A 15,937-nucleotide genomic window follows, 5' to 3' on the forward strand; every position below is an offset into this window, starting at 1 on the left:
CCGAAAACGCCCCCGTCCGCTACCCGTCCCCCCGGGCCGTCGCCAACAGCTCCTCCGCGTGGGCCCGCGCGGTCTCCGAGTCCTCCTGGCCCGCCAGCATGCGCGACAGCTCCCGCACCCGGTCCTCCCCTTCGAGCACCAGGACCCCGGAGCGCGTCACGGATCCGTCGTTCGTCTTCTCCACCAGCAGCTGCCGGTCGGCGAACGCGGCCACCTGGGGCAGGTGCGTCACGACCACGACCTGCGCGGACTTGGCGAGGCGGGCGAGCCTGCGGCCGATCTCGACCGCGGCCTTGCCGCCGACGCCCGCGTCGACCTCGTCGAAGAGGTACGTGGGGACGGGGTCCGTGCCCGCGAAAACGACCTCGACGGCGAGCATCACGCGGGACAGCTCACCGCCGGAGGCGCCCTTGGCGATCGGCCGCGGCGGGGCGCCCGGATGCGGGGCGAGCAGGAGCTCCACCTCGTCGACGCCCGAAGGGCCGTACGCGACGAGGCGTCCGTCCACCGGCACGCCGTCCGCGTCCTCGGGCACCTCCGTGGCGGTGATGTCGATCGTCACGCGCGCGTGCGGCATCGCGAGCGAGGCCAGCTCTTCGGTGACGGCCGCGGCGAACCGCGATGCCGCCTCGTGCCGGGCGTCGGTCAACGCCTGCGCGAGACCCGCGAGTTCGCCCCGGAGCGCGTCCCGCTCGGCGGTCAGCTCTTCGAGGCGGTCGTCGTCGCCCTCGAGTTCGGTGAGCCGCGCGGCCCCCTCCTCGGCCCAGGCGAGCACGCCGTCGATGTCGGAGCCGTACTTCCGGGTCAGCTGGGTGAGCGCGGCCCGCCGCTCCTCCACCGCCGCCAGGCGCAGCGGATCGGCGTCGAGGTCGTCGGCGTACCCGGCGAGCTCCCCCGCCACGTCGCCGAGCAGGATTCCGATCTCGCCGATCCGCTCGGCGAGCGCGGCCAGGGCGGGGTCGTGGGAGCGCACCGCCTCAAGGGCCCTGTGGGCGCCCGCCACCAGCGTCGTGGCATCGACACCCTCCGGGTCCTCGGGGATGCCCGCGAGGGCGGCGTGCGCGGACGTGGCGGCGGAGGCGAGCGCCTCCGCGTGGCCGAGCCGCTCGGCCTCGGCCGCCAGTTCGGTGTCCTCGCCGGCGCGCGGCTCGACGCCCGCGACCTCGTCGAGGCCGAAGCGCAGCAGATCGGCCTCCTGGGCCCGTTCCCGCGCACGCGTGGTGATCTCGTCGACCTCGGTCGTCACGGCCCGCAGCCTGCGGTACGCCGCCGTGTACTTGGCCAGCGGCACGGTGACCGCGTCGCCCGCGTACCGGTCGAGCGCTCCGCGCTGCCTGGCCGGTTTGAGCAGCCCCTGCTGGTCCGTCTGTCCGTGCACCGCGACGAGGTCGTCGGCGAGTTCGGACAGCAGCCCCACCGGGACCGACCGCCCGCCGAGGTGCGCACGGGAGCGGCCCTCCGCCGAGACCGTACGGCTGATCAGCAGCGCACCGTCGTCGAGTTCGGCCCCCGCTTCCTCCGCCCGCACGGCGGCCGATGTGCCCTCGGGCACAGTGATGCGCCCCTCCACCACCGCGGCCTTGGCGCCGATCCGCACCAAAGCGGGATCCGCGCGTCCGCCGAGCAGCAGGCCAAGGCTCGTGACCACCATCGTTTTGCCCGCACCGGTCTCGCCCGTCACGGCGGTGAACCCCGGCGACAGCTCGACCACTGCGTCGTCGATGACTCCGAGCGACCGTATCCGCATCTCCTCCAACACGGACACGACCTTACGAGGTCATGGGCCAGGTGTGCGACGGCCCCTGGTCTCCCTGCACCTTCCTTCCACGAAGACGCAGGTGGCAAAGGCGGACCGAACGGACGCTGTCACCCGCAGGGGGTGGGGTTATCCCCACCATGATCTTCCTGCCGGCTCCCTGGTGCGCGGGCGCCCTGAAACCCCAGCCTGATCACCATGGGAACGGGACTGGCACAGGCGGCGCTGCGCGCGCACCGCCCGGCATTCGTGGGCACGGCGGTGGCCGCGCTCTTCGCGGCGACCGTGGTGAGCGCCTCGACGATGATGCTCGGCGCGACGGGCACGGACGGGCTCTCCGCGGGGGCCCGCAGGCAGATCGCCGAGAACGGCGTCGGCGACATGGCCGTGGTCCTGTTGATCGGATCGGTCTACATGTCGATATTCGTGGTCGCGTCGACGATGGGCACGGCCGTGACACAGCAGCACCGGGAGCTGGCCATGGTGCGCTCCATCGGCGCCAAGCCCCGCCAGATCCGCCGCGCGGTGGCCGTCCAGGCCCTCGCCGCGTCGGTCCCCGCCGCGCTCGTCGGCTTCGTCGTCGGCGGCTTCGTCGCCCGGTGGTGGCACGCGGGCATGGTCGCGCACGGACTGCTCCCCGCGGAGGCGCACTTCCGGTTCGGCTGGATCGCCCTGCCGGTGTGCCTGGGCGTGGCCGTGGTGACGACGACGCTCGCCGCGCTCCTCTCGGCCCTGCGGTTCTCGCTGCTGCGCCCGGCCCGCGCCCTGAGCGAGGCGGCGACCGGACGGCGGGGCCTTGGCCTGCTCCGGGCGCCGCTCGGCCTCGTCGCGGTCGTGGGGGCGTTCGTGGTCTCGGTGCTCCTGTCGAAGCAGCCCGCGGACGAGGCGAGCGAGGGGGCCTTCCTCGTCCTGATCCTCTTCTGCGTCGGCACCGGGCTGCTCGGCCCGCGGATCATCGGGCCCGCGGCCTGGCTGGTCTCCGCCCTCGTGGGCCGGTTCGGCGGCAGCGCGCGCCTGGCGATGCTCAACATCCGCTCGCAGCCCCGCCGCTTCTCCGCCGCGGTCGTGCCGCTCGTCCTGGTCGTGGGCTTCGGCCTGACCAAGATCGGCATGCACACCACGGCGCAGCACCACACGGGTTCGGCGGGCAGCACGGGCGAGGTCTGGCTCGACTACGTGGGCACGGGTCTCTACGCGGGCTTCGCCGCCATCGCCGCGGCGAACACCCTCGCCATGATCTCCTTCGAGCGCCGCCGCGACGTGGCCCTGCTGCGGGTGGTGGGCAGCCAGCGGGCCCAGGTGCGGGCCATGGCCGCCTGGGAGGCCGTGGTCGTCGCGGGGACCGCGCTGCTGCTGGGCACAGCGATCGCGCTCGGCACGCTGGCTCCCATCCTCAGCACCGCCTTCGGCTCCTCGCTCCCCCACCTGCCGTGGGGCGTGCCGACGGGCATCGCGGCGGGCACGCTGCTGCTGACGCTGCTGGCGACGGGGCTTCCGGTGGCGAGCGTGTTGCGGCGCCGAGCGATCACTGAGGTACAGGCGACGTGAGCGCCCTGAAGGGGCGCGGGGAACTGCGCGACCAGCCACAGCGGACCCGCAGACGAGTCCGCAGCCCCCCGCGAAGCGTTACTGCGGAGCCCCGCGCCACCCCGAAACCGGCAGCGCGAACTTCGCCACGAGCCGGTCCGTGAACGAAGCGTGATGCAGCCGCGCAAGACGGACCGGCACCCCGCCCCTGCGCACCTCGACCCGCGCCCCCGGCGGAAGCTCCACGGTCCGCCGCCCGTCGCACCACAGCACCCCGTGCGGCGTGTGCTGCTGGACCTCGACGGCGAGCACCGAGTCAGGCGAGGTCACCAGGGGCTTGGCGAACAGGGCGTGCGCGCTGATCGGCACCATCAGGAGCGCCTCCACCTCCGGCCACACCACGGGCCCGCCCGCGGAGAAGGCGTACGCGGTGGAGCCGGTCGGCGTCGCGCACACGATGCCGTCGCAGCCGAAGCCGGTGACGGGACGCCCGTCGATCTCCAGGACGACTTCGAGCATCCGCTCGGCCGACATCTTCTGCACGGCCGCTTCGTTGAGCGCCCAGTCGCGGTGCACGACATCGCCGTTGCTGTGCACGACGACGTCGATGGTCATCCGCTCCTCGACCTCGTACGCCTTGGTCACCACCCGGTCGACGACCTTGTCCAGGTCGTCGCGCTCGGCCTCGGCGAGGAAGCCGACACGGCCCAGGTTGACGCCGAGCATCGGCACCCCGGAGGCGCGGGCGAACTCGGCGCCGCGCAGCAGCGTGCCGTCGCCGCCGAGCACGACGAGCAGTTCACAGCCGTCGAGGCACTGCGGGGTGGCCTCCTTCACCGTGCCGACCTCGGGCGGCAGCGGCAGATCGGCCGCCTCCGCCTCCAGGACCCGTACGCCGATGCCGCTGCGCAGCAGCCCCTGGACGACGAGTTCGGCACTGCGGATGGCGGCAGGCCGTCCGGTGTGCGCGAGCAGGAAAACGGTACGAGCCCCGGTCGGGGTCTCTTGGGTCTGGGTGTCTCGGGTCTGAGTCAACGGGGCCCCTCCGCCACGGCACGGTCAACGTCCGCCGGGTCGAGTTCGGGCGCCCCGGCACGCAGCCACAGAAAGTACTCGACATTTCCGGAAGGTCCCGGCAGCGGGCTCGCGGTCACGCCACGCACCCCGAGCCCGAGCCCCCACGCCTGACGCGCCACCCCGCGTACGGCGTCGGCCCGCAGCTCCACGCTGCGCACCACACCGCCGCTGCCCAGGCGTTCCTTGCCGACCTCGAACTGCGGCTTGACCATCAGGACCAGGTCCGCGTCCGGGGCGGCGCACCGCACGAGCGCGGGCAGCACCAGGCCGAGCGGGATGAACGAGAGGTCGCCGACGACCAGGTCGACGGGGGCGTCGTCGATGGACTCCAGCGTCAACTCGCGTACGTTCGTACGGTCCTTGACGGTGACCCGCTCGTCGCTCTGCAGCGACCAGGCCAGCTGGCCGTACCCGACGTCCACGGCGACGACGCCCGAGGCGCCGGCCCGCAGCAGCACATCGGTGAAGCCGCCGGTGGAGGCGCCCGCGTCGAGCGCGCGCCGCCCCTCGACGACCAGGCCCTGCGGCCCGAACGCGGCGAGCGCGCCCGCCAGCTTGTGGCCGCCGCGCGAGACGTAGTCGGGATCGTCGTCGTCGGCCGCGACAACGATGGCCGCGGCGGTCTCCACCTGCGTCGCGGGCTTCGTCGCGGTGTTCTTGTCGACGGTCACACGGCCCGCGGCGATCAGCTGGCTGGCCTGCTCGCGCGAGCGCGCCAGCTTGCGGCGCACCAGTTCGGCGTCGAGGCGGCGGCGTGCCACTCCTGCCACGTTCTGTTCAGCTCCTGTTGTACGGGGATGAGTGCTGGTACGAGAGCGCGGGCGTCCCCATGGGTGGGGGCGCCGGCGGCCCGGGGGGTGCGTCGAGCGCGGTCAGCGCGTCCCGCAGTCCCCGGTGTACATCCTCGTACACCTCGATGTGGCCGTCCGTGGCGAGGTGGTCCGCATCGCCGAGCCGCCGGAGCAGACCGTCGACCTCCGCGTCGCCGGTCGGGGCACGCTCCACCCCGAGGGGCGCGGGCCCGACGGGGTCGTACGTCCCCGTCTCCGCCTCGTCCCGGGCGGCCTCGGGCTCCACCGGCTCAGGCTCGGGGCCCGGCATCGAGTCGCTCATGCCACGACGCTACCCCGAAGCGCTGCGGTACCGTCGATCACGATGGCGACGATCGAAGAGTGCCGTGCGGCGCTCGACCAACTCTCGGACAATCTGGCGGGCGCGGAAGGCGGCGTACGCGGCTCCGCCGCGCTCGACCGCTCGCTGAGCTGCCGCATCACCGATCTTGACGTGACCTTCACGGGCCGCCTCGAGAACGGCCGGATCACGGTGCTCGACACGCATCCCGGCCCCCCTCGCGAGAAGGCCGAGATCCGCCTCACGATGTCCGGGGACGATCTCGTGGCGATGGTCGACGGCGAGCTGAACTTCGCGAAGGCCTGGGCCTCCGGCCGGGTCAAGCTGGAGGCGGGCCTGCGCGACATGCTCCGCCTCAGGTCGCTGCTTTAGCCCCGGCGCCCGCCGCGTCCACGGGCTTCTTGCGCCCCCGCCGCGACGCGGGCACCACCAGCGGCGTCCCGGTCTCCGGGTCGTCGATGATCTGGCAGTCCATCCCGAAGGTGTCCCGCACCAGCTCCGTCGTGACGACGTCGGACGGCGCGCCCTCGGCGACGACCGCGCCGTCGCGCAGGGCGATGAGGTGGGTGGCGTAGCGAGCCGCGTGGTTGAGGTCGTGCAGGACGGCGACGAGCGTGCGGCCCTGCTCCTCGTGGAGGTCGGCACAGAGGTCGAGGACGTCTATCTGGTGCTGGATGTCGAGGAACGTCGTCGGCTCGTCCAGGAGCAGCAGCGGGGTCTGCTGGGCGAGCGCCATCGCGATCCAGACGCGCTGGCGCTGGCCGCCGGAGAGTTCGTCGACATAGCGATCAGCCAGTTCGGCGACACCGGTCGACGCCATCGACTCGCCCACGATCCGCTCGTCCTCCGGCGACCACTGCCGAAGGAGCCCCTGGTGGGGATAGCGCCCGCGGGCCACCAGATCGCCCACGGTGATTCCGTCGGGCGCGATGGACGACTGCGGGAGCAGGCCGAGCGTCCGCGCCACCTTCTTCGCGGGCATCGACTGGATGACGTTCCCGTCGAGCAGGACACGGCCCGTGGAGGGCTTGAGCATCCGGGACAGAGCGCGCAGCAGCGTGGACTTGCCGCAGGCGTTCGGGCCGACGATCACCGTGAAGGAGTTGTCGGGGATCTCGACGGACAACTTCTCCGCGATGACGCGCTGGTCGTAGCCGAGGGTCACGTCGTCCGCGATGAGCCGGTTCACTGCGGCATGCTCCTGCCTGTCGGTGCTCTCAGAGGTGTTCGGGTGCGCGCGGGTCCTCATATCCGCCCCGCCTTGCGCTCGATGACCAGGAGCCACAGCAGGTAGATGCCGCCGAGCACGCCGGTGACCACGCCGACGGGCAGCTGGTCGGCGCCGAAGGCCCGCTGCGACGCCCAGTCCGCGACGACCAGCAGGGTGGCGCCCATGAACATCGCGGGCATGAGATTGGGTCCCGGCGAGCGGGTGAGCCGCCTGGCCAGCTGCGGCGCGGTGAGCGCGACGAAGCTGACGGGGCCCGCCGCGGCCGTGGCGGCGGCGGTGAGCAGCACGGCCGAGGCCATCAGGACGATGCGGGTGCGCTCGACGGGCACGCCGAGCGCGTACCCGACGTCGTCGCCCATCTCCAGCATCCGCAGCGGCCGGGCGTACGTCATGACGAGCGGTACGAGGATGGCGCACAGGACGAGCAGCGGCCAGACCTGCTCCCAGTCCCGGCCGTTGAGGGATCCGGTCATCCAGACGACGGCGCGGGCCGCGTCGACGAGGTCCGCCTTGGTGAGCAGATAGCCGTTGATCGCGGTGACGAAGGCCGAGACACCGATGCCGACCAGGACGAACCGGAAGCCGTGCACCCCCCGCTTCCAGGCGAGCACGTAGATCGCGAAGCCGGTCACCAGACCGCCGACGAGCGCGCCGCCCGCGACCTGCACCGCGCTGCCCTGGAAGAGGACGATCATGATGAGCGCGCCCGCGGTGGACCCCTGCCCGAGGCCGAGGATGTCGGGGCTGCCCAGCGGATTGCGCGAGATGGACTGGAAGATCGCGCCGCCGAGCCCGAGCGCGGCCCCCACCAGGAGGCCGACGAGGACCCGGGGCAGGCGCAGGTCGTTGATGATGAACTCCTGCCCGGCGTCTCCGTTGCCGAGCAGGGTGCGGATGACGTCGGCCGTGGGGATGTAGAAGTCGCCGGTGCCGATCAGGACGACGCTCGCAGCGAGCGCGGCCACGATGAGCACGGCCACGACCACGGCCGTGCGGACGTCGAGGCGGAAGCTGAGCCCGCCCCGGGTGCGTATCGCCTTCACAGCTGAGCCAGCCTCCGCCGTCGTACGAGAAAGATGAAGACCGGAGCGCCGATCAACGCGGTGATGATGCCGACCTGGAGTTCAGCGGGCCGCGCGACGATGCGCCCGATCACGTCGGCGCCGAGCAGCAGCACCGGCGAGAGGATCGCCGCGTACGGCAGGATCCAGCGCATGTCGGGCCCGGTGAAGGAGCGCACGACGTGCGGCACCATCAGGCCGACGAACATGATCGGCCCGCAGGCCGCGGTCGCCGCCCCGCAGAGCAGGGTCGCGGCGGCCATGGACAGGGCGCGGGTGCGGTTCAGATGGGCGCCGAGCGCGCGGGCGGTGTCGTCGCCCATGGCCATGGCGTTGAGCGGCCGTGCGAGGCCGAGGGCGAGCACGATGCCGATCACCAGGAAGGGCAGGACCTGAAGGATGGTCTCGGTCTTGGCCGATGCCAGCGAACCGACCGTCCAGAAGCGCATCTTGTTGAGCGCGGCGTTGTCCGTGATCATCACGGCCTGCAGATAGCCGTAGAGCGCGGCGCTCAGCGCGGTACCGGCGAGCGCCAGGCGCACGGGGGTCGCGTTGCGCGTGCCGCCGAGGGCGTAGACGGCGGCGCCGACTACTGCCGCTCCGGCGAAGGCGAACCACACGTAGCCGCTCAGTGAGGTGACGCCGAAGAAGCTGATGGCGGTGACGACCGCGGCCGACGCGCCGAGGTTGATGCCGAGCAGTCCCGGGTCGGCCAGCGGATTGCGCGTCAGCGCCTGGAGGACGGCTCCGGCGAGGCCCAGGGCCACACCGACGAGCACGCCGAGCAGCGTCCGCGAGAGCCGCTCTCCGACGACGACGTCGCCGTACGTCCCGGTGTCCTGGAAGAGACCGTGCCAGACCTGGTCGAGGGACATCTGTTTGGCACCGACCGCGATGCTCGCCACGACGACGAGCAGCAGTACACAGACCGAGACGAGGAGCCCGGCGCTGCGTATCGCGCGGCGGTTGGGTGGCGCGGGGGCGGTCTCCGCGCTGGCTTCTGGGGGACTGTCGACCAACACCAGGTTAGGTTAGCCTACCCTCGCACTTGACTTCGACGAGAGAAGCGCCACCTATGCATGCCCGCCGACCGATATCTCCTGCTCTGAACCGACGTGGCTTCCTGGGCATGAGCGCCGCCCTCGGCGTCGGCGGGCTCCTGACAGCATGCGGCTCCGACGACGGCGGCGCAAAGTCGTCAGGCGGCGAATCGGCCTGGAGTTTCAAGGACGACCGCGGCAAGACCGCCGAGGTGAACCACACCCCGAAGAACATCGTCGCCTACATCAGCACGGCGGCAGCCCTGCACGACTACGGCGTCACCTGCACCGGGACCTTCGGCCCCTCCAAGCCGGTGGACGGCAAGCCCAACCCGCAGGCCGGCGATCTCGATGTCGACAAACTGACAAGCCTCGGCGAGTCCTTCAACCAGTTCAACATCGAGAAGTACGCGGGCCTCAAGCCCGACCTCCTGATCAGCAACATGTTCCCGCCGCCCGCGCTCTGGTTCGTGCCCGCGGACAGCACCAAGAAGATCGAGGCGCTCGCGCCCACCGTCGGCATCAAGGGCGCCCGCGTCTCCCTGCTCGAACCGCTGAGGCGCTACACCGAGCTCGCCGAGTCACTCGGCGGGGACCTCAAGACGGAGAAGGTGCGCGCCGCCAAGGCCCGCTTCGACAAGGCCGAGCGCCGGCTGCGCAAGGCGGCGAAGGCCAACCCCGGCCTCAAGGTCCTCGCGATGACCGGCGACGCCGACCAGTTCTACGTCGCCGTACCGGACTCCTACTGCGACCTGAACTACTTCAAGGACCTCGGCATCGAGTTCGTCGAGGGCAAGAAGGTCGACGAGTGGGGCTTCTGGGAGTTCCTCAGCTGGGAGAACGCCGACAAATACCACGCCGATCTCATCATGATCGACAACCGTGCGACCGCGCTGCCGCCCAAGGAGCTCGCGAAGAAACCCACCTGGAAGCTGCTCCCCGCCGTCAAGGCCGGCCAGACCGTCCCCTGGTCGATGGAGGAGCGCTACAGCTACGCGGGTTACGCCCCCGTGCTCGAACAACTCGCCACCGCCATCGAGAAGTCGAAGAGGCTGACCTGATGACTGCGTCCCCCTACCACTTCTTCGATGTCCACGTGCTGCGCACCGAGTACGTCACCCCCGCCATGATCCGCGTGGCCCTCGGCGGCGCGGACCTGGCACGGATGGGCTCGGCGGGCCGCGACCAGCGCATCAAGGTGTTCCTGCCGCACCCGGGGCAGGACGCCCCCGTCATGCCGGACACCTCCGACGGGGACGCGTCCAGCTGGTACGCCGACTGGCTCGCCCTGGACCCCGACGTCCGGGGCATCATGCGCACCTACACCACGCGTGAACTGCGCCGCGATCCCGACGAGTTGATCGTCGACTTCGCGGTCCACGGCTCGGCGCCCTCACCCCTCGACGGCCCGGCCACCGGCTGGGCACGGACCGCACGGCCCGGCGCCCGGATCGGTGTGCTCGCCCCGATCGAGGACGAGAACGGCGCGTACGACTTCAGGCCGCCGCAGGACACCGACTGGGTCCTGCTGACCGCCGACGAGTCGGCGCTCCCGGCGGTGGCGGCCATCCTGGAGACGCTCCCCGCGGGCACGCCGACCCGCGTCTGGATCGAGGTCCACGACCTGGCGGACAAGCAGGAGCTGCCCACGAAGGCCGACGCCGAGATCACCTGGGTCACGCGGGAGGGCACGACGCCGGACGCGATCCGTGCCGCCGAGCTGCCCGCGGGCACTCCGTACGCCTGGGTCACCGGCGAGTCCGCGACGGTCAAGACCGTACGACGCCACCTGGTGAGCGACCGCGGCTTCGACCGCAAGCGGATCTCGTTCTCCGGCTACTGGCGCAAGGGCACCACCACCGACGAGCTGATCGACCGCGAGGAAGCGGCCTGAGCCCTGCCTCCGCGTGCGGTTCAGCCGTCCGCCCGGCCGAGCCGCACGCGGTGGCGCTACACCCCCAGCCGCGCCAACGCCTTCTCCGCGTCCAGCGTGCACACGCCGTCCCCCGCCGCCGTCCAGGCCGCCGCGCACAGCGCCCGCAGCCCGTCCATCACTTCGCCCTCGCCGTCGAGGACGAGCTCCTGCCCGCGCGCCGACGCCGTCCACCCGCCGCAGCCGAAGCCGCCGTCCGCCGAGGTCACTTCGGGCTGGCCGGTCAGCATGCCGCGCAGGTCCGCGTCCACGTACGTCGGCCGGTGCTCGGGCGGGGCCGCGAGCAGCTGGGCGCCGTCCGTGACGCCGGTCAGGACGAGCAGCGAGTCCACCTCTCCGTTGAACGCGCCCTCGATGTCCGTGTCGAGCCGGTCCCCCACGACCAACGGCCGCTCGGCGCCCGTCCGCAGGATCGTCTCGCGGTGCATCGGAGGCAGCGGCTTGCCCGCCACCTGCGGCTCCGCGCCCGTCGCGATGCGTACGACCTCGACCGCCGCGCCGTTGCCCGGCGCGATGCCCCGCGCACCGGGAATCGTCAGGTCCGTGTTGGACGCGAACCACGGCACCCCGCGCGCGATCGCGTAACAGGCCTCGGCGAAGCGCCCCCACGCCATGTCGGGCCCGCCGTACCCCTGCACGACCGCCACCGGCCCGTCGTCCGCCGACTCCACCGGTTCGAGACCGCGCTCCCGCAGCGCGACCCGCAGCCCTTCCCCGCCGATCACAAGGACCCTGGCCCCCGCGGGGACTTGCTCGCTCACCAGACGCGCCGCGGCCTGCGCGGAGGTGATGACGTCCGCGGCCCCGGTCGAGATCCCGAGCTCCGTCAGATGCTCGGCCACCGCGTCCGGCGTACGCAGCGCGTTGTTCGTCACGTACGCGAGATGCATGCCGCCGGCCCTGGCCGTCCCGAGCGACTCGACGGCGTGCGCGATCGCGTGGCCTCCCGCGTACACCACCCCGTCCAGGTCGAGCAGCGCCGTGTCATACGCCTCACTCAGCACATTCCGGCTGCCTTCGGGGCGTGTCCTGACGGTCTGGCTCATTACGCATCGCTCCTCGATCGGTGCCACTCCCCCGATCATCGCTTATGCCACTGACACACATACGATGCAGCAATGAACACAGCGGGTCATACCGACGACCAAGGCCTCGACCTGATCCCGTTCCGGGGCGTTCGCTACGTCCCCGAACGGGTCGGCAGCCTGGCCGCCGTGACGTCCCCGCCGTACGACGTGGTCGTACGGCCCGACGGCCTGCTCCACCTGGAGTCCGCCGACCCGCACAACATCGTCCGGCTGATCCTCCCCCAGGCCACCACATCGCAGGCCCGCAACGAACAGGCGGCCGAGACCCTGCACGCCTGGCTCTCCCAGGGCATCCTCGCGCCCGACCCGGAGCCCCGCCTCTACGTCTACGAGCAGCGCGACGCCGACATCCTGCAGCGCGGAGTCATCGGCGCCCTGCGTCTCTCGGAGGCACAGGACGGCATCGTCCTGCCCCACGAAGGCGTCATGCCCCACGTCGTGGAGGACCGCGCGGGCCTGATGCGCGCGACGAACGCCAACCTGGAGCCGCTCCTCCTGACCTACCGCTCGAACGGCGACGCCAAGGGAGCCACGTCCGTCATCGAGCGCACGGTGACGAACAAGCCTCTCTTGTCGACGACCACGGAGGACGGCTTCAGCCACCGCCTGTGGGCGGTCACCGATCCCGCCGATCTCGCCGAGATCCAGTCAGATCTCGCCCACCACCAGGCCCTGATCGCGGACGGGCACCACCGCTGGGCGACCAATCTCCGGCTGCGGTCCGAGCACCCGTCGGCCGGCCCGTGGGACTTCGGCCTGGTCCTCCTGGTGGACACCGCGCGCTATCCCCTGCGGGTCCGCGCCATCCACCGCTATCTGCACCGGCTCCCGGTCCCGGACGCCATCGCGGCCCTCGCGGGCTCCTTCCGCGTACGCAGCGTCGAAGGGCCCCTGCCGCGCGCTCTGGCAGCTCTGGGCGAGGCAGCAACCGAAAGCAACGCCTTCCTCCTTGCGGGTGACGGCGGCTTCCACCTCATCGACCGCCCCTCCCCCGACCTCCTCGCCCGCACGATCCCGGCCGACCCTCCGGAGGCCTGGCGCACGCTGGACGCGACGGTCCTGCACTCCACGCTCCTCGACCACATCTGGCAGATCCCGGACGCCCCGGAGCACATCGCGTACATCCACGACACCGCCGCGACCGTCGAGAAGGCGGAACGCGACGGCGGAACGGCGGTCCTGATGCACCCGGTCCGCGAAGAGGTCGTACGCGACCTGGCCCGCCAGGGGGTCACGATGCCCCGCAAGTCCACGTCCTTCGGCCCGAAGCCGGCATCGGGCCTGGTCCTGCGCAGCCTCGACTTCTGAGCCACCTCTGGCTCCTTCTGCGGCACGCGGATACGACAACGGGCGGGACCCCTGATGGGATCCCGCCCGTTGCGTGCGACTAGGTCAGCGCTCAGACCTTGCCGTCTTCCTCGTCCTCGGCGTCATCGTCATCGTCATCGTCATCATCGTCTTCGTCCTCGTCCACCTGGACGGGGGTGACGTCGGCGACCACGGGCTCCGAGACCGATTCCTCCGCGTCGTCGTCCCCCATCACGTCGACGAACTCGACGCCGTCCAGCTCGGCAAGACGGTCCGACGCGTCGGTGCTGCCGTCCTTGTCGGACTCGATGACCTTCGCGAACCACTCGCGCGCCTCGTCCTCACGGTCGGCGGCGAGCAGCGCGTCGGCGTACGCGTAGCGCAGCCGCGCGGTCCACGGCTGGACGGAGTTCGACGCCAGCTCGGGACCCTGGAGGGTGACGATGGCGGCATCGATCTGCCCCAGGTCCTGACGCGCACCGGCGGCGACGAGACGCATCTCGACCTGCCCCGGCTTGTCCAGCTTCTGCACCTCGGGAGCACCGGCCATGTCCAGCGCCTTCTCGGGCCGGCCGAGACCACGCTCGCAGTCCGCCATGACGGGCCAGAGCTCGACGCTGCCGGTCATCCGCCGGGCGGCACGGAACTCGCCGAGCGCCTCGTTGTAGTTCTGGGTCGCGTACGCGGCGAAGCCGGCGGCCTCGCGCACGGCGGCGACGCGCGAGGCGAGCCGCAGCGCGATCCGCGAATAGGCGTAGGCCTGCTCGGGGTCCTCGTCGATGAGGTTGGCGACCATCACCAGGTTCTTGGCGACCTCCTCGGCAAGCCCCTTGGGAAGGCTCTGCAGCTCCTGCTGTACGCCCTTGTCGATCTCCCGGCCGGTGACGTCCTCGGGGATCGGCAGCCGCTTGACGGGCTCGCGGTCACGGTCGTCACGCCCGCGGTACCCACCACGGTCGCCGTCGCGCCGGTCGTCGCGCCCACGGAAGCCGCCACCACTGGGACGCCCACCACGGCTGTCGTCGCGCCGGGGCCCACGGTCGTCGCGCCCCCCACGGAAGCCGCCGCGGTCGCCGCCGCCGCCACGGTTGTCATCGCGACGGAACCCACCACGGTCACCACCGCGATCGCCACTGCCGCCACGGTTGTCGTCACGGCGGAAACCACCACGGTCAGCGCTGCCGCCACGGTTGTCGTCACGACGGAAACCGCCGCGATCGCCGCCACCACGGTTGTCGTCGCGACGGTCATCACGCTGGAAACCGGGACGGTCGCCACCACGAGGCCGGTCATCGCGACGATCGTCACGGCGGAAACCACCACGGTCACCACCGCGATCGCCACCGCCACCACGGTTGTCGTCACGCTTGAAGGCGGGACGGTCGCCACCGCGGTTGTCATCACGCTTGAACGCGGGACGGTCGCCGCCACGGTTGTCATCACGCTTGAACGCGGGACGGTCACCGCCACGGTTGTCATCACGCTTGAACGCGGGACGGTCACCGCCACGGTTGTCATCACGCTTGAACGCGGGACGGTCACCGCCACGGTCATCGCGACGGAAACCGCCACGGTCGCCGCCGCCACCACGGTTGTCGTCACGGCGGAAACCGCCGCGGTCGCCGCCGCCACGGTTGTCGTCACGACGGTCGTCACGACGGAACGGGAGGCGGTCGCCGCCGCCGCCACGGTCGTCACGGCGCGGAGCGCCGGAAGTCGAGCGGTCGTCACGCCGGAACGGCGGGCGGTCGCCGCCACCGCGGTCGTCGCGGCGCGGGGCACCGGAGGTCGAGCGGTCGTCACGGCGGAACGGCGGACGCCCACCATCACGGTCGTCACGCCCACGGAAGCCGCCGCGGTCGCCGCCGCCACCACGGTTGTCATCGCGACGGAAACCGCCACGGTCACCGCTACCACCACGGTTGTCGTCACGCCGGAACTGCGGGCGGTCGCCGCCGCCACGGTCGTCACGGCGCGGGGCACCGGAGGTCGAGCGGTCGTCACGGCGGAACCCGGGACGGTCACCGCCGCCACCACGGTTGTCGTCACGACGGAAACCACCGCGGTCGCCACCGCCACCGCCGCGGTTGTCGTCGCGGCGGAAGCCGCCGCGGTCACCGCCACCACCACGGTCGTCCCGACGAGGGGCGCCCCCACGGTCGTCGCGGCGGGGACCACCGGAGGTGGGGCGCTCGTCGCGGCGGAACGGAGGCCGTCCACCGCCGGAGCGGTCGTCGCGACGCGGTGCGCCGCCACGGTTTCCGCCCCGGTCGCCACCGTCCCGGCCGCGCTGCTCGCGCTCCGGTCGCTCGTCGGGAGAGTTGGTGGACATCGGTGACTCCTAGTCTTCGGTACCGCAGTCATTCTCGCGCAGCCGGGTAGCCGGCGCGCTTCGACAAAACAAAAAGGACCCTTGGTCCCAGCGTGTGTGCTGGGACCAAGGGTCCTCCAAAGATTGTTCGGCGGCGTCCTACTCTCCCACAGGGTCCCCCCTGCAGTACCATCGGCGCTATGAGGCTTAGCTTCCGGGTTCGGAATGTAACCGGGCGTTTCCCTCATGCTATGACCACCGAAACCCTATGAAATATCCCGCCGCAAAGCGGGATCTCAAACAGGGCAGCGAACAAGCACACTCTTCAATTAAGTGGTGTAGCTGTTCAGCCGACACAACTGTTCGTTGTTTCAGAACTAACACAGTGGACGCGAGCAACTGAGGACAAGCCCTCGGCCTATTAGTACCAGTCACCTCCACCCGTTACCGGGCTTCCAGATCTGGCCTATCAAC

At 71.5% G+C, this 15,937-nt stretch carries 14 protein-coding genes, 1 rRNA gene and 1 pseudogene; 5 read left to right on the forward strand and 11 right to left on the reverse strand.

Annotated features, from left to right (window positions below; genetic code table 11):
* Nucleotides 1–19 precede the first annotated feature (19 nt).
* Nucleotides 20–1,747: a DNA repair protein RecN gene (gene recN, locus ACFUPX_RS38205; RefSeq protein WP_383333260.1), complete on the reverse strand. Its 1,728-nt coding sequence runs from the start codon at nucleotides 1,745–1,747 to the stop codon at nucleotides 20–22.
* A gap of 207 nt (nucleotides 1,748–1,954) precedes the next feature.
* Between recN and ACFUPX_RS38210 the strand changes: the two genes are divergently transcribed.
* Nucleotides 1,955–3,304, forward strand: a complete 1,350-nt coding sequence (locus ACFUPX_RS38210; RefSeq protein ID WP_383333237.1) for an FtsX-like permease family protein — start codon at nucleotides 1,955–1,957, stop codon at nucleotides 3,302–3,304.
* A 78-nt stretch (nucleotides 3,305–3,382) separates the two neighbouring features.
* Here ACFUPX_RS38210 and ACFUPX_RS38215 read toward each other — a convergent pair whose 3' ends face one another.
* The 3 genes from ACFUPX_RS38215 to ACFUPX_RS38225 are packed head-to-tail and all read right to left on the reverse strand — an operon-like array spanning nucleotide 3,383 to nucleotide 5,473.
* Nucleotides 3,383–4,318 (reverse strand): NAD kinase, encoded by a 936-nt coding sequence (locus tag ACFUPX_RS38215; protein ID WP_383333239.1) that lies wholly within the window; start codon nucleotides 4,316–4,318, stop codon nucleotides 3,383–3,385.
* On the reverse strand, nucleotides 4,315–5,130 hold the full coding sequence (locus tag ACFUPX_RS38220; RefSeq protein WP_383333241.1) for a TlyA family RNA methyltransferase: 816 nt from the start codon (nucleotides 5,128–5,130) through the stop codon (nucleotides 4,315–4,317). The genes ACFUPX_RS38215 and ACFUPX_RS38220 overlap by 4 nt, the downstream gene beginning before the upstream one ends.
* 7 nt (nucleotides 5,131–5,137) lie before the next feature.
* Entirely contained in the window at nucleotides 5,138–5,473 is a 336-nt protein-coding gene (locus tag ACFUPX_RS38225; RefSeq protein WP_383333243.1) for a hypothetical protein, read from the reverse strand.
* 42 nt (nucleotides 5,474–5,515) lie between these two features.
* Between ACFUPX_RS38225 and ACFUPX_RS38230 the strand changes: the two genes are divergently transcribed.
* A complete protein-coding gene (locus tag ACFUPX_RS38230; RefSeq protein ID WP_383333245.1) occupies nucleotides 5,516–5,863 on the forward strand; it encodes an alkyl sulfatase C-terminal domain-containing protein in 348 nt (115 codons plus the stop codon).
* Here the strand turns inward: ACFUPX_RS38230 and ACFUPX_RS38235 are convergent.
* From ACFUPX_RS38235 to ACFUPX_RS38245, 3 genes are read right to left on the reverse strand one after another with little or no spacing between them, the layout of a single operon-like run.
* Nucleotides 5,847–6,740: an ABC transporter ATP-binding protein gene (locus ACFUPX_RS38235; RefSeq protein WP_383333247.1), complete on the reverse strand. Its 894-nt coding sequence runs from the start codon at nucleotides 6,738–6,740 to the stop codon at nucleotides 5,847–5,849. The genes ACFUPX_RS38230 and ACFUPX_RS38235 overlap by 17 nt on opposite strands.
* The gene (locus ACFUPX_RS38240) at nucleotides 6,737–7,765 is read right to left on the reverse strand and encodes a FecCD family ABC transporter permease (RefSeq protein WP_383333249.1); all 1,029 of its coding nucleotides are present in this window, start codon (nucleotides 7,763–7,765) and stop codon (nucleotides 6,737–6,739) included. Before ACFUPX_RS38240 ends, ACFUPX_RS38235 begins: the two co-directional genes overlap by 4 nt.
* On the reverse strand, nucleotides 7,762–8,805 hold the full coding sequence (locus tag ACFUPX_RS38245; RefSeq protein WP_365820708.1) for an iron chelate uptake ABC transporter family permease subunit: 1,044 nt from the start codon (nucleotides 8,803–8,805) through the stop codon (nucleotides 7,762–7,764). Before ACFUPX_RS38245 ends, ACFUPX_RS38240 begins: the two co-directional genes overlap by 4 nt.
* Nucleotides 8,806–8,858: 53 nt before the next feature.
* Between ACFUPX_RS38245 and ACFUPX_RS38250 the strand changes: the two genes are divergently transcribed.
* Complete coding sequence (locus ACFUPX_RS38250) at nucleotides 8,859–9,884, forward strand: ABC transporter substrate-binding protein (RefSeq protein ID WP_383333251.1); 1,026 nt, start codon at nucleotides 8,859–8,861, stop codon at nucleotides 9,882–9,884.
* The gene (locus ACFUPX_RS38255) at nucleotides 9,884–10,717 is read left to right on the forward strand and encodes a siderophore-interacting protein (RefSeq protein WP_383333253.1); all 834 of its coding nucleotides are present in this window, start codon (nucleotides 9,884–9,886) and stop codon (nucleotides 10,715–10,717) included. Before ACFUPX_RS38250 ends, ACFUPX_RS38255 begins: the two co-directional genes overlap by 1 nt.
* A gap of 56 nt (nucleotides 10,718–10,773) precedes the next feature.
* Here ACFUPX_RS38255 and ACFUPX_RS38260 read toward each other — a convergent pair whose 3' ends face one another.
* On the reverse strand, nucleotides 10,774–11,802 hold the full coding sequence (locus ACFUPX_RS38260) for an HAD hydrolase-like protein (RefSeq protein WP_383333255.1): 1,029 nt from the start codon (nucleotides 11,800–11,802) through the stop codon (nucleotides 10,774–10,776).
* 72 nt (nucleotides 11,803–11,874) lie between these two features.
* Between ACFUPX_RS38260 and ACFUPX_RS38265 the strand changes: the two genes are divergently transcribed.
* Nucleotides 11,875–13,152, forward strand: a complete 1,278-nt coding sequence (locus ACFUPX_RS38265; RefSeq protein ID WP_383333257.1) for a DUF1015 domain-containing protein — start codon at nucleotides 11,875–11,877, stop codon at nucleotides 13,150–13,152.
* Nucleotides 13,153–13,243: 91 nt separating this feature from the next.
* Here the strand turns inward: ACFUPX_RS38265 and ACFUPX_RS38270 are convergent, their stop codons facing one another.
* The 3 genes and pseudogenes from ACFUPX_RS38270 to rrf all read right to left on the reverse strand — a co-directional run bounded on the left by ACFUPX_RS38270 (nucleotide 13,244) and on the right by rrf (nucleotide 15,726).
* Entirely contained in the window at nucleotides 13,244–14,056 is an 813-nt protein-coding gene (locus ACFUPX_RS38270; RefSeq protein ID WP_383333262.1) for a hypothetical protein, read from the reverse strand.
* 375 nt (nucleotides 14,057–14,431) lie between these two features.
* Nucleotides 14,432–15,367 (reverse strand): annotated as a pseudogene (locus ACFUPX_RS38275) (hypothetical protein); the annotation flags it as partial.
* A gap of 242 nt (nucleotides 15,368–15,609) precedes the next feature.
* Nucleotides 15,610–15,726, reverse strand: a 5S ribosomal RNA gene (rrf, locus tag ACFUPX_RS38280).
* Nucleotides 15,727–15,937 lie beyond the last annotated feature (211 nt).

Origin of the sequence: Streptomyces sp. NPDC057302, from assembly GCF_042667685.1 — a bacterium.
Taxonomy (GTDB): domain Bacteria; phylum Actinomycetota; class Actinomycetes; order Streptomycetales; family Streptomycetaceae; genus Streptomyces.